The sequence below is a fragment of the Hymenobacter cellulosivorans genome, from assembly GCF_022919135.1.
GTDB lineage: Bacteria > Bacteroidota > Bacteroidia > Cytophagales > Hymenobacteraceae > Hymenobacter > Hymenobacter cellulosivorans.
The window spans coordinates 5,708,144-5,722,255 of record NZ_CP095049.1; the positions used below are offsets into that span (position 1 = coordinate 5,708,144).

Genomic DNA, 14,112 nt, shown 5'->3' on the forward strand with positions numbered 1-14,112 from the left:
GAAAACAGGTCTTAGGCGCGCCGGAGGCAGGGGCTGCGTTCCGGGCACCTAAGACCTTGCTAGGCTAGTAGTGGCACTTCGAGCACTCCGTACCGCCGTTCGACGATACCGTGAAAGGAGCACCAGCGTTGGCTTTGTCGTGCAGCTTCACCAGGTTGGTGTAGTAGCCGTTGCCCTTCGTGTTGAGGGGAGTTTCGCGGTGGCAGTTGATGCACCAGCCCATGGTCAGGGGCGAATACTGATACACTACCTCCATGTTCTGGATCGGGCCGTGGCAGGTCTGGCACTCGATGCCGCCTACCTGGGTGTGCTGCGAGTGGTTGAAGTACGCCAGGTCAGGCAGGTTGTGGATACGAACCCACTGGATAGGCTGCTTCCGCTCGATGGCGCGGTAGATCTTCTTGATTTCGGGCGACTCCGTCTTTACCTGCGAGTGGCAGTTCATACAAATGTTGGCCGAAGGAATGTTAGCGCTCTTGCTCTTGTACACCGAGGTGTGGCAATACGAGCAGTTGATCTGGTTTTCACCAGCGTGCAGCTTGTGCGAGAAGGCAATGGGCTGGGTAGGCTGGTAGCCCTGAGCCAGACCGATAGCCATTACCCCCTGTACCGATTCGTACAGTACAACAAGTACAAACAGCGTCAGAGCCAGGCCGCGCACTACGGGCGACTTGTAGATTTTGGACAGGTCGAAGCGCTGCTCCAGCTGCTCCACGTCGCGACCATCGAGGTCTTTGCGGCCGCGCAGCACATCCTTCATGATGTTGGCGATGATAACCAGAGTTACCACCAGCACCAGGAGCACAACTACCAATACAATCAGGAGAATGTCGATGGTGCTGTTGCCAGTGCCAGCACCGGCGGCAGCCGCGCCACCATCGGCGCCATCTACTTTCTCGGCGTTGCCAGCAGTAGCACCGCCCCCAGTAGCAGCTGAAGGCTTATCGCTTTCAGAAGCTACATAGGAGATAATCGAGGTGATTTCAGCGTCGGAGAGCTGGAAGCTCGGCATCTGCTGCTTCTGATACTGATTGAAGATCTTCACCGCGTACTCGTCGCCGCTGGCAACGACTTTGCTGGAGTTCTTGATCCACGGAATCAGCCAGGAGATTGGCCGGCGCTTGTGAACGTCTTTAAGGGCAGGGCCGACCACAACATCATTGATGGCGTGGCACTGAGCGCAGTTTTGCGTGAACAATGCGGCACCAGCGCTGATTGCAGCGGCATCACCGGTAGTGGCACCCGCAGCGGCAGCTGGGGCGGCGGCGGCAGTAGCGCCAGGCGTCACACCATCTTTGCTAGCAGCCGGCGCAGTAGCTACCGGGGATGCTTCGCCTTGCTGGGCAGTGGAGGAACCCACCGCAGCAAATGTCAGAAACAGAGCTAGAAAGACGTGGGAGAGAGGACGAAGTCGGATGCTATTCATAGCACAAAGTGACTGGGAAAAAGAAAGGCAGGGGTACTTCAAGGCCACAAATGTAGGTCGGGAATCGCAGACCACAAACCTGCCTGGGCTAATTTTCGCCCATTCCAGCTTGCTTAGAATCATTCTAAAAACCATCCCGGCGCGACTCCTTACTATATATAGAAGGTCAATCCTGCGCGCTACACCTGAACTCTTGCTTCCCCGGATTAATACTACTCTATAGGCTAACTCGTCTTAGCTTCAAAGGTTTGACCTTGGGCTGACTTAGTCGCTTTAATTTCAAGACCTAACATAAATTTCGGGCTCATCTTGGTGATAACCCTGGATTAATAGTATCTTTGCGCCCTGATTCAATTTTTCATTTAATTTTTTCATCCCGTCTAATGGAAGTAAGAAATTACGAGACGGTCTTCATCCTGACTCCCGTGTTGAACGAGACGCAGGTGCAAGAGACGATCGAGAAGTTCTCGCAGGTGCTTAAGGAAAATAGCGCCGACATTATCCACTCCGAAAACTGGGGCCTCAAGAAGTTGGCTTACCCCATCCAGAAGAAAAACACCGGATACTACTTCCTGGTGGAGTTCACTGGCTCAGGTAACATCGTTGACGTACTCGAGCTGGCGTTCCGCCGCGACGAGCGTGTCATCCGCTTCCTGACGACCGTTCTCGACAAGCACGCGGTGGCATACAGCCAGCGTCGTCGCAACGGCGAGATGAACCAGCAGAAGGCCAAACAACAATCGGAAGCCGTAGCCCAGTAAGACCATGAGCCTAGCCAACGAGAAAATCCACAAGCAGGATACCCGTAAGAAATATTGCCGCTTCAAGAAGAACGGCATTAAATACGTGGACTACAAAGACCCGAACTTCCTGCTGAAGTTTGTGAACGAGCAGGGCCGCATTCTGCCCCGTCGTATCACCGGCACCAGCCTGAAATTCCAGCGCAAAATTGCCCAAGCCGTGGCCAAAGCCCGTCACTTGGCTCTGATGCCCTACGTAACCGATTCGTTGAAGTAAACCTTTCTTACAGAGACTGACATGGAAGTAATTCTGAAAGACGACGTAAAGAACCTGGGCTACAAGAACGACATCGTTACTGTAAAGCCCGGTTACGGTCGTAACTACCTGCTGCCGCAGGGTCTGGCCATGCTGGCCGACAAGACCAACAAGAAAATCGTTGCCGAGAACGTACGTCAGGCTGCTCACAAAGCCGACAAGATCAAAGGTGACGCGCAGGCCATTGCCGACAAAATCGGTGATGCCGCTTTCGAGATCAAAGCCAAAGTGGGCGAAACCGGCAAGATCTTCGGCCGCGTGACCACCCTGCAGCTGGCCGAGGCTTTGAAAGCTAAGGGCGTAGACGTAGACCGCAAGCGCATCTCCTTCGACCAGGAGCCTGCGTCGGCTGGTGAGTACACGGCTACCATCAACCTGCACAAAGAAGTGAAGCACCAGGTGCGCTTCAACGTAGTAGCTGAGTAAGCTGCTGCCACTTCGAGTAAGAAAAAGCCTGACTACCGCGGTAGTCAGGCTTTTTTGCTCTTGGTTGGTTTAGGCTGCTGCGCCGAAAAACTGTTCAAAGCCGTATCCTGATCGGGTGCGGAAACGTCTTCTGCGTGAGCAGTGTATATCTTTAGTCTTCCGGACCACTAATCCAACGGTGGACGGCTGCCGTACGCTTTCCGGGGCTCCTCCCCTACTTGGGAGCTATTACCGGTTTTGGCTGAACGCACAGAGTTGAGTAGGTTGCCTGTTCGTTGGCCCTTGTTAGGCCTTATACCTGTAGAATGTTTCGTACTGAATTACCGCTGACGCCGCACCCCCAACAGCTACCGCTCTCAACCCGAGTGCTGACGGTGGGCTCGTGCTTTTCGGACACTATTGGCCACCGCCTAGCGGAAACCAAGGTGAGCACCCTGGTTAATCCTTTTGGCACCGTGTTCAACCCTCTCTCGGCGTGCCAGCTGCTGCGCGCGGCCGCCGGCGAGGATATGGACTGGCAACAGCACCTAGTAGAAGCCCGGGGCCGCTGGCAGAGCTACGATTTGCACGCCACTATCGGGGCCGACTCGCCCGTAACGCTGCTGCAGCGAATCCAGGGGCTGGTGCAAGAGGTTGGTGAGTTTCTGGCGCAGACCGACGTGGTGGTGCTGACCCTGGGCACGGCTTACGCATACCGCTTGCTGGAAACCGATGAGGTAGTCAACAATTGCCACAAAGTGCCGGCCGAGAAGTTTGAGAAAGTACTACTGACGCCCGACGAGATTATCAATGCCGTAGCGGAAACCCACGCTTATCTGCGGCGGGCCAACCCCAAGCTGCGCTTTATTCTGACGGTAAGCCCAGTGCGGCACGTAAAGGATACGCTGCCATTGAACTCGGTGAGCAAGTCGGTGCTGCGCGTGGCTTGCCACTATCTGAGCGAGCTGCTGCCCGACGTGTCGTACTTCCCGGCGTACGAGCTGCTGGTAGACGACTTGCGCGACTACCGCTTCTACGCTGCCGATATGCTGCACCCCTCGGACGTGGCCGAAAACTACATCTGGGAGCGTTTCACCCGCACGTACTTCGACCCGGCCTTTGGCCGTTTCCGACGGGAATGGGAAGCCGTACGTCAGGCCCTGGGGCACCGGCCGCTGTACCCGGAAGCCGCCGAGCACCGGGAGTTTCTGGAAGCCACGCTGGGCCGGCTGCACCGCTTAGCCAGCCAGGCAGACGTACACGCCGAAATCGGGGAGGTGGAGCGGCAGCTGGCTGCTTTGCCCCTGCCCAAGCCTCAGCCAGTGCCCGAGCCGGAGCTTGAGGACGATGATGAGGAACGCATTGATATTGGCGAGCCAACTACCGAGCTTATTGACGTCGTGACGGCGGTAGTACCGGTAGCAACCCCACTAGTGACTTCTGAGCCCGCCGCTGACGAGGCTGCGGAACCAGAAGAAGCGGAGGAGGATGAGTATGATACGGAAGACACCCCCGAGGAAAACCTGGGCATATCTCTGGAGAGTGAAGCTCCCGTGTTTGTCAAGAAAAAGCGGCGCAGTCGGGGTGGAGCCAAGCGTACGGCCCGTAAAAGAGCCGCCCAGCAAGCCGCCGAAGCCGCCGCTGCCGCTTCAGTGTCGGCTACAGCTACGGTTGAACCCCAGGAGCCTGAGCAGCAAGCGGCAGTAGCAGCAGAGCCTGAAGTTGAGCTTGAAGCTGCCCTTACTGTTTCGGGTGGAGATAGTACTGCAGAGCCCGTGCTGGCAGAACCCGCTGCTCAGCCTGAGGCCGCCCCAGCGGAAACTCCAGCACCGATTGTTCGCACTGAAACTCCTAAACCGGAGCCAGCACCGAATGTGGACTGGTTGCAGCCGATGGACGAGCCGGAGGAAACTCCAGAGCCTCGGCGGCGGGGCCAAAAGTCGCGCGGAAAAGGACAAATCGCGGCGGAAAAGAAACCCCGAGATACCAAGGACCGGATTATCACGACTCCACCTACCAAGTCGCGGCGAAAGCCTGCCCCGCTGTACGCTGAGCCAGTCGTAGCGCCGGAAGAAACAGTGGAGGCCGTTCAGCCGGTGGTAGTGGAAACGGTGATTCCTGAAGCAACTGCCCCGCTTGCGCCCGAACCATCTATTACCCTCGACGCACCAACGCCGGAAGCAACTTCTGCCACAGAGCCAACGCCGGTGGAAGCTGCACCGGTGGAAACGGTAGTACCGGAGCCCGTACAAGCTGCTCCGACGCTTGCTCCGGCCAGAAAGCCCCGTGCTTCGCGGGCTAAAGCTGCTACAGCGCCCAAAGAAGCCGAAGCCACACCGGAAACCCCGCAGCCCACTGCTACGGCACCGAAGAAAGCTCCAGCCAGAAAGCCCGCCCCGAAGAAACCCAAAGCGGCAACGCCGGCTCCAGCCCCGGCACCTGCTCCAGCGGCCGACGAACCACAGCCTGCAGCGCCGAAAAAACGCAGTCGGCCCCCGCGTAAAAAGCCCGGTGCTGCCGACGAAACACCGGCAGCTTCGTAAACCAAAACCCGGCCCTTACGGCCGGGTTTTGTCTTTTTCATCCCAGCCTTGCTCCTATGTCTTTTCCCCAGCCGGCCCACACCAACCGCCTCAGCCAGGAAACCAGCCCGTATTTGCTTCAGCACGCCCACAACCCGGTTGATTGGTACCCTTGGGGAGAAGAAGCCCTGAGCCGGGCTCAGGCCGAGCAAAAGCCCATTATCGTCAGCATTGGCTACGCGGCTTGCCACTGGTGCCACGTCATGGAGCGGGAGTCGTTCGAGAATCCGCGCATTGCCGAGGTGATGAACCAGCACTTCGTGTGCATTAAGGTTGACCGGGAAGAGCGGCCCGATGTGGACCAGGTGTACATGGACGCCCTGCAAGCTATGGGCGTCCAGGGTGGCTGGCCGCTGAACGTCTTTCTGAACCCGGATGCCAAGCCATTCTACGGAGGCACCTACTTTCCACCCCGCAGCTGGGTGCAGCTGCTGGAAAGTATCGGCGAAGCGTACCAGGGGGAGCACCGCGCCGAGCTAGACAAGTCTGCCGAGGAGTTTGCGCGCATCCTGCGGGCCAGTGACCTGGAAAAGTACGGGGCAGCTTCCGCCGGTTTAGCGTTGTCGGAAGAGCAGTTTAAGCTGCTGGTGTACAACCTGGGCGTACGGTTCGACGCCGAGAAAGGCGGCATGAACCGGGCCCCGAAGTTTCCGATGCCCAGCATCTGGCGGTTTTTACTGCGCTGCCACGCTCGTACCGGCAGCCAGCTGGTGCTCAACCAAACCCTGCTGACCTTGCGCGAAATGGCCTGGGGCGGCATTTATGACCAAGTGGGAGGCGGCTTTGCCCGCTACTCGGTAGATGCCGAGTGGCTGGTACCCCACTTCGAGAAGATGCTTTACGACAATGGGCAATTGATTAGTCTATACGCCGAAGCCTTTCAGCTTACCCAAGACCCACTGTTCCGGGACGTAGTGTATGATACTGTGGCCTTCATTAAGCGGGAGCTAACCAGTCCGGAAGGAGGGTTCTATTCGTCACTGGATGCGGATAGTGAGGGCGAAGAAGGCAAGTTCTATGTCTTTACCAAAGAGGAGCTGCAGGCCATTCTCGGCGACGAGGAAGCGTTGTTTTCGGCGTACTATAACTGCACGGCCCTGGGAAATTGGGAACATGGCCGCAATATTCTGCACCGTCGGCAGTCGGATGCAGAGTTTGCCGCCGAACACGAGCTGGAAGTAGCGGTGCTGGAGGCCATAGTAGCGGAGTGGAAACAGAAAATCCGGCGGGTCCGCAACCAACGGGTGCGCCCGGGCCTCGACGACAAAATCCTGACCGGGTGGAATGCCCTGATGCTAAGTGGGCTGGTGGATGCCTACCGGGCCTTTGGCGAAGCGGGTTTTCTGGAGCTGGCTCTGCAAAACGCCCGGTTTCTGCAACAAAACCTACGGCAGGGCCCGCGCCTGCGCCGCAATTATAAGGCCGGCCGCGCCACCATCGACGGGTTTCTGGAGGATTACGCCCTGGTGATTCAAGCCTATATCGGCCTCTACGAGGTGACTTTCGACGCGCAGTGGCTGCACGAAGCCGAGGCCCTGACCCAATACGTGCAGGCTCACTTCTTCGACCCGGAGGAAAATCAGTTCTTCTACACCGACGACACCGGCGAAAAGCTGATTGCCCGCAAAAAAGAGTTGTTCGACAACGTCATTCCCGGCTCCAACTCGGTAATGGCCCATAACCTGCTCCGATTGAGCCTACACCTGGAAAAACCCGAGTACCGTGACCTGGCTGCCACGATGCTGGGTCAGGTACAAGATTTAGTAATCAAAGAGCCCCAGCATCTAACGAACTGGGCCTCACTTTACGCAGCCTTGCTCCAGCCTATGGCTGAAATTGCCATTGTCGGGCCCGAGGTTGAAGCAGTGCGGGAAGAGCTGAGCCGCCACTTTCTACCCTACGCCGTGGTGGCCGGAGCGGCAGAAGCCGGTGAACTGCCGCTGCTGCTACACCGCACGGCTCAGAACGGTAAAACGACGCTGTACGTGTGCTTCAACCGGGCCTGCCAGCAGCCGGTATATAGCGTTGCGGCGGCTCTGGCCCAGTTGCCCGCACCTGGCGCCAGCTAACTTTTACTTGTTGGCTCTGACCCACATAAGCCGAATTGCGAAACCCGGAGAAACCTGCGGCCCGCAATTCGGCTTACCTTTGCGGTCCTGTTGTTAGCTAATCTGTCCGTTGAGCCTTTCCTTCGACTTTGCCCAGCCGGAAGCCGCCGGAGCCGACCGCGTCACGCTGTTCGTGGACGTGATTCTGCCCCTGCCGCTGCCCAAGCTGTATACCTACCGCGTGCCCTACGAGATGAACGACGAGGTCGTCATCGGGGGCCGCGTGATTGTGCAGTTTGGGGCCAAGAAAACGCTTAGCTGCATCGTGGCGGCCGTGCACGAAACGCCGCCGGCCCAGTACCAGGCCAAGTACATCCTGGAGTTTATCGACGATGCGCCCGTCGTGACCCAGGCCCAGCTGAAGCTTTTCCGCTGGATGGCCGACTACTACATGTGCACCCTGGGCGAGGTTATCAATGCCGCGTTGCCCTCGGCCCTAAAGCTCAGCTCAGAGTCGCGCATTCAGCTCCACCCGGCTTTCGAGCCCGACACCAACCCCTACCCGCTCAGCGAGCAGGAAGAGCGAATTGTGGCAGTCCTCAGTTCGGAGGATGGCAAAGCTCTGACCTTTACCGAAGTGGGCGACCTGTTGGGCAGTGCCAACTTCCATAAGGTTATTAAGTCCCTGATTCAAAAGGACGTTATCTTTCTGTTTGAGCACCTGGCCGACAAATACTCGCCCAAGGTGGTGAAGAAAGTGCGCCTAGCCCACCATTTTGTGGAGGAAAACGTGTTGGAGGAGCTCTTCGCCAAAATGGCCAGCAAGCCTAAGCAGCTCGACGTGCTGATGCGCTACCTGCAGCGGGTGCCGGTGTACCAAAACGTGCACAGCAACCACCAGGGCATGGAAAAAGCCGCCCTGACCAGCAGCCCCCACCTCTCCCCGTCAGCCGTCAATACCCTTATTAAAAACGGGGTACTGGAGCAGTTCGACGTCATCGTGTCCCGCTTCCCCCTCGATGATTCGCCGGAGGCCAAAATGCCCTTCACGCTGAGCGAAGCGCAAACTGCCGCGCACGACGAAGTGCTCCGCCTGTTTGGGGAAAAGGACATCGTGCTGCTGCACGGCGTGACGGGCGCGGGCAAAACCGAAATCTACATCGAGCTGATCCGCAAGGCCCTCGAAGGTGGCGGACAGGTGCTGTATCTATTGCCCGAAATTGCCCTCACGGCCCAGATTGTGACCCGCCTGATGCGCGTGTTTGGCACCCGCTTGGGCGTGTACCACTCCAAGTTTTCGGACAACGAGCGGGTGGAAGTGTGGAATGGCGTGCTCTCGGGCCGCTTCCAGGTGGTGGTGGGCGTGCGCTCCGCCGTATTTCTGCCCTTCGACAATATGTCCCTCATCATCGTGGACGAAGAGCACGAGTCGAGCTACAAGCAGTACGACCCGGCCCCACGTTACAACGCCCGGGAAGTGGCCCTGATGATGGCCAACTTTCAGGGAGCCAAAACCCTGCTGGGCTCGGCCACTCCGGCCGTAGAAACCTATTACCAAACCCGGGCTGGGCGTTGGGGACTAGTCACGCTCAGCAAACGTTTCGGCGAGGCTGGTTTGCCCGAAATTGAGTTGGTCGATACGCGCAAGCAGCGCGAGGCCAAGAAAATGCTCAACCACTTCACGCCCGAGCTGCTGGGGGAAATCGAGCGGAAGCTGGGCCTCAAGGAGCAGGTGATTCTGTTTCAGAACCGCCGCGGCTACTCGCCCTTCATTTCCTGCCTCGACTGCGGCTGGATTCCGAAGTGTAAGAACTGCGCCGTGAGCCTGAGCTACCACAAGCACGCGCACGAGCTGCGCTGCCATTACTGCGGTTTCCATGACCGAATGCCGGTAGAATGCCCGGCCTGCGGCTCCCGCAATTTGAAAACCGTCGGTTTTGGTACCGAGAAAATTGAGGATGACCTCAAAATCATGCTGCCCGCGGCCAACGTGCAGCGCATGGACCTCGACACGACCCGGGCCAAGAATTCCTATCAGCAGATTATTGCCGATTTTGAGCAGCAAACCACCAACGTGCTGGTAGGCACCCAGATGGTAACCAAGGGCCTGGACTTTGCTAACGTGAGCCTAGTGGGCATCATCAACGCCGACAGCATCATCCACTACCCCGACTTCCGGGCCCACGAACGGGCGTTCCAGATGTTTGTGCAGGTGAGTGGTCGGGCGGGGCGCAAGGGCAAAAAGGGCAAGGTAATCATTCAGACAGCCGACCCGGCCCAGGTGATTTTTGACAAGGTAATCCGTAACGACTACCTCGAATTCTACGAATACGAAATTACCCAGCGGCGAGAGTACGGCTTTCCGCCCTTTATGCGCGTTATCCGGCTCACCGTGAAGCATGTGGATCAGCTGGTAGCGGAGCAGGCCGCCATTCTGTTGACCCAGGAGCTGGTATACCGCCTGGGCCGCGAAGCTGTGCTGGGGCCGGAAGCGCCATACATCTTCCGGATTCGCAACTTCTACCTGCAGGAAATCACCATCAAGCTTGACCGGGAACATACGGTGCTCAAGCACGCCAAAGGCCAGATTACGGAGGCTATGAACGTAGTCAAGGACCAGAAGGAGTTCAAGCAGACCCGCCTCGTAGCCGACGTGGACCCCATGTAAAAAGTAACGTACCGGGTCGGCTAGATCAGCCCCGCTAAAAGCAGTGCAGCCCCAATTGCAAGGAGCACAAGGCCGCCATACACAACCCCCAGTAAGCTTACTATGCCTCCTAGTAGCGCTAATAGTATACCCCAGCGCCGCAAGCTTTTGCTGCCATTGGGTTCAGTAGCTGCTTCGGTAGCCTGCGGGTTACGAGCTGCCCGGCGGGCTTGCCGGCGCAAGCGTCCCCGGCCGTTCTTACCCTGAAAGAACAACAGAACCGTTCCTACGGAGGCTAAAAGCAGCCCAACCAAAGCTGCATGTACACTTTCCCAGCCGTTGTTTTTTTCCTTGGAGGCATTGGAAAAAGAGTAGAGAATAAGTGCTAACCCCGCCGTACCAATAACCCCCCCGACTAGGTTTACTTGGGTTGTGAATGGATCAGGGCCGGCTGTGGGCTGGGCAGCAGCGGGCCGTTGCACGGCTGTATCGGGAGCCAAGATGTGAGTAGTCGGGCCAGCGGGCTTCGGAGCAACGAGAATGAGCCGACGGTTTGGCTGCCGGTCAGGAAGGGTGGTAGCGCCGGGCTCTATTACGGCTGCCGTAAGCGTTGCTGGTGGTAATTCTGAAGCTTTACTGGAGTCAACCGTAGCCGGTAACGACTTTACCGCGCCATACTCGCGAACTGCAGGAAACGTAGCTGCCACCCGGGTACTATGGCAACTCTCGAGCAGCAGACTGCAGAGTAAAAGACTTACAAACGTAAATTTCATAGGGAACGAGTAAATAGTACACTAGTGCGGAATCTGGGGTAAGATAGATAAAGAACCCTCACATCCCTCGCTCTTGATAACTCAACGCTACACAGGCTATTGTTTTGGGCTGGGTTTCCTTAGGCGAACCATATATATATCCAGCCAACAGCCTCGCGCCGATTTCCAACTGCTCGACAAAACCCCACTAAAAAGCCCTGCTGACAGCTGTCGGCAGGGCTTTTTTAGTGGGGAAAGTCTGCGGCTTATACCTCGTCGAGCAGGCCCAGAATGATGAGCACTACGCCAATCAGGGCGATGATGGCACCCAGCAGGCCGATGACTCCGCCAAAGATACCCAGCAGTAGACCAATCAGCAGCAGGATGATACCCGTGCGAATATTGCCGCTGAGCTTGTTGGCACTAGCCGTTTCGCTGTGCTTTTTCACCTGGGTTTTGCTGTTCAGCTGATTTGCCTTCTTCACTACTTTGGCTACCATGGCGCGCTCTACCAGGTTCAGCTTCCGGCTAGCCTGGGCTTTAGCTGGAGCGGCAGGCTGCACGGCGGCCACTGACGTCGTCGTCTTGGCTACGGCAGCAGGAGCAGTGGCTACAGCGGCGGGAGCCACTGCGGGTGCAGCTTCCGGGGCAGGAGTAGCTTCGGGCGCGGCAGCTACGTCCGAGGCGGGAGTAGTGGCCTCCGGAGCAGGCTTCACAGCTACGGCCCGGTTGGCGGTGCCGTGGTACGAGGAAGTCTTGGGCAGCATGGCATATTCTGCCCGATTACAGCTGCTGAGTGCAACAACGACAGCCGCGAAAGCAGTCAGCTTGTGCAAGAGTCCGGATACGTGTTTCATGGTGTTAGGAAGTTGGGTGATGTGTTCAAAAACAGGCTTTCTACGGGCCAAAATATAAATAGTGGGGCAACTTTGTGATTTTAAACCTGAATTTCATCCTCTTTCTACCCCTCAACTCCTTCAGTAAGACGAGCTTCAGCAATATAAATTCTTGTGAATACTTCTTCCTAGCTCCACCACTCCAGCCCGAACGAACCCTTCGCCGCGCATGGATGTTTGCCCGAACACAGTTTATTTGCACCTGTGCGTATGACCATTCCTTCTGTTTCCTTCCTGGGCTCCTGGGCGCTGGGTATTTTGCTATTTCAGGCCTGCACCCAGCCGCTGAGTGAAAGCACGGCCGCTACGGCCGCCGAGCAGCGCCGACAGTCATCCGTGCCCGACACCACCGGCTACGAAATCCGGCCGCCGGCCGACCCCAATGGCATCAGCCGCTACTACCTGGGCCGGCAGATTGCGCACGTCATGGGCCACGAAGGTGCCGATTGGCTGGAGCGCTCCGGCCGGGAACAGGAGGAAGGAACCGATGTGCTGCTCAAAGCTCTGCGTCTGAAGCCCACTGACGTGGTAGCCGACATTGGCGCCGGCACCGGTTATTTTTCGTTCCGGATGAGTGCCCTCGTGCCCCAGGGCAAGGTATTGGCCGTGGATATTCAGCCCGAAATGATAACCTACCTGCAAGACAACAAGGAGCGCAACAACGCCCCGAACGTGGAGCCGGTACTGGGCACAGTGCAGAACCCCAACTTGCCGGCCAACAGCGTGGATTTGGCCCTGATTGTGGATGCTTACCACGAGTTTGACCACCCGCGGGAAATGATGCGGTCCATTAAAGCCGCGCTGAAGCCCAACGGCCGGGTGGCCCTGGCCGAATACCGCGCCGAAGACCCCAAGGTGCCCATCAAGCGTATCCATAAGATGAGCGTGGAGCAGGCTCGCAAGGAAATGAAAGCCGTGGGCCTGGAGTTTATCGAAAGCGTCGAAACCCTGCCCCAGCAGCACCTGATGTTTTTCCGGCGGCCTAAGTAGCCTTGGGCAGGTTGGTACCGGGCATACTGGCTAAGCCAGCGCCCCGGCGTACCTTTGCAGCTATGTCTGCCACTCCCGACCCACGCCTGCTTTCCATTTTCGATTATACCTACGAGCTCCCGGCCGCACGCATTGCGCCCGAGCCCTTGCCCAACCGTGACCAGTCGCAGCTGCTGGTGTACCGGCAGGGCGCTATTCAGGACCGGCGCTTCACCGACCTTCCCACCGAACTGCCGGCCGAGTCGCTGCTAATTTTCAATAATACCAAAGTGGTGCGGGCCCGGCTGTTTTGCCAAAAGCCCACAGGCGGCGTTGTGGAGCTGTTTTGCCTGGAGCCGGTGGCCCCGCACCGCTCCGTGGAGCTGGCCATGCAGCAAACCGGCAGTTGCGTCTGGAAATGTTTGGTCGGCAACGGTAAGCGCTGGAAAACCGGTCCGGTACAAATCAGCTTTACCGTGCTGGATACGCCGGCAGTACTGACGGCCGAGCGGCTGGAAGCAGCTGATGGCTATTCCCTGATTCAGTTTAGCTGGCAGCCGGCCGAAGCGCCTTTTGCCGAAATCCTGCGGGCGGCGGGCCATTTGCCCCTCCCACCCTACCTCAACCGGGAAGACACCGACGTGGATGCCGTGCGCTACCAGACGGTGTACGCGGCCCACGAAGGTGCTGTAGCAGCTCCCACGGCCGGTTTGCACTTCTCCGATGCCGTATTTGCCGACCTCAAGGCCCGGGGTATTGCTACCGCCGAACTGACCTTGCACGTGGGCGCCGGCACCTTTCAGCCGGTAAAAGCCGCCCAGATGGATGGCCACGCCATGCACGCCGAGCCCATTGCCGTCAATGCTGCTTTGCTGCGCCAACTGCTCAGCCACGCTCCCCAGCCGATTATTGCCGTGGGCACTACCAGCCTGCGCACTCTAGAAAGCCTGTATTGGCTGGGGACCCGGCTCGTGCGGGAGCCCAGCTACGCTACCGAATCCGCCTTCCACGTTACGCAGTGGCAGCCGTATGAGGAAGGCCCCGAAGTATCATTGGCAGCCGCGTTGCAGGCCTTGCTCGACTCGCTTGAGCAAAGCGGCTCCGACTCGATTCAGGCTACTACTCAGCTTTTGATTGCGCCGGGCTACCGGTTTCGGGTTATTCAGGGTCTGGTTACTAATTTTCACCAGCCTGAAAGCACCCTGCTCCTGCTCGTATCGGCCCTCATCGGCCCCGACTGGCGCCGGGTGTACGACCATGCCCTGGCCCACAATTACCGCTTCCTGAGCTACGGCGACAGTTCCCTGCTGCTGCCTTAATGGCCGGGTCAG

General features: G+C 58.0%; 10 protein-coding genes. 8 read left to right on the plus strand and 2 right to left on the minus strand.

The window, feature by feature from the left end; all coding sequences use genetic code 11:
• Positions 1 to 64 precede the first annotated feature (64 nt).
• Entirely contained in the window at positions 65 to 1,426 is a 1,362-nt protein-coding gene (locus tag MUN80_RS24125; protein WP_244717163.1) for a cytochrome c3 family protein, read from the minus strand.
• 383 nt (positions 1,427 to 1,809) lie between these two features.
• On the opposite strand from MUN80_RS24125, the gene rpsF reads away from it, so the two are divergent.
• The 6 genes from rpsF to priA all read left to right on the plus strand — a co-directional run bounded on the left by rpsF (position 1,810) and on the right by priA (position 10,185).
• The gene (gene rpsF, locus MUN80_RS24130; protein WP_244717165.1) at positions 1,810 to 2,187 is read left to right on the plus strand and encodes a 30S ribosomal protein S6; all 378 of its coding nucleotides are present in this window, start codon (positions 1,810 to 1,812) and stop codon (positions 2,185 to 2,187) included.
• Between the two features lie 4 nt (positions 2,188 to 2,191).
• Positions 2,192 to 2,443 carry a 30S ribosomal protein S18 gene (gene rpsR, locus MUN80_RS24135; protein ID WP_100338887.1) on the plus strand — a complete coding sequence of 84 codons (252 nt, stop codon included), beginning with the start codon at positions 2,192 to 2,194 and terminating at the stop codon, positions 2,441 to 2,443.
• Between the two features lie 21 nt (positions 2,444 to 2,464).
• Positions 2,465 to 2,908, plus strand: a complete 444-nt coding sequence (gene rplI / locus MUN80_RS24140; protein ID WP_100338886.1) for a 50S ribosomal protein L9 — start codon at positions 2,465 to 2,467, stop codon at positions 2,906 to 2,908.
• A gap of 305 nt (positions 2,909 to 3,213) precedes the next feature.
• Positions 3,214 to 5,430, plus strand: coding sequence for a GSCFA domain-containing protein (locus MUN80_RS24145; protein WP_244717167.1), 2,217 nt, complete (start codon positions 3,214 to 3,216; stop codon positions 5,428 to 5,430).
• A gap of 56 nt (positions 5,431 to 5,486) precedes the next feature.
• Positions 5,487 to 7,538 (plus strand): thioredoxin domain-containing protein, encoded by a 2,052-nt coding sequence (locus tag MUN80_RS24150; RefSeq protein ID WP_244717169.1) that lies wholly within the window; start codon positions 5,487 to 5,489, stop codon positions 7,536 to 7,538.
• Between the two features lie 109 nt (positions 7,539 to 7,647).
• Positions 7,648 to 10,185, plus strand: coding sequence for a replication restart helicase PriA (gene priA / locus MUN80_RS24155; protein WP_244717171.1), 2,538 nt, complete (start codon positions 7,648 to 7,650; stop codon positions 10,183 to 10,185).
• A 997-nt stretch (positions 10,186 to 11,182) separates the two neighbouring features.
• Here the strand turns inward: priA and MUN80_RS24160 are convergent.
• Complete coding sequence (locus tag MUN80_RS24160; protein ID WP_244717173.1) at positions 11,183 to 11,773, minus strand: hypothetical protein; 591 nt, start codon at positions 11,771 to 11,773, stop codon at positions 11,183 to 11,185.
• A gap of 249 nt (positions 11,774 to 12,022) precedes the next feature.
• Here MUN80_RS24160 and MUN80_RS24165 point away from each other — a divergent pair, with 249 nt between their 5' ends.
• Positions 12,023 to 12,802, plus strand: coding sequence for a class I SAM-dependent methyltransferase (locus tag MUN80_RS24165; RefSeq protein ID WP_244717174.1), 780 nt, complete (start codon positions 12,023 to 12,025; stop codon positions 12,800 to 12,802).
• Between the two features lie 62 nt (positions 12,803 to 12,864).
• Complete coding sequence (locus tag MUN80_RS24170; protein WP_244717176.1) at positions 12,865 to 14,100, plus strand: S-adenosylmethionine:tRNA ribosyltransferase-isomerase; 1,236 nt, start codon at positions 12,865 to 12,867, stop codon at positions 14,098 to 14,100.
• Positions 14,101 to 14,112 lie beyond the last annotated feature (12 nt).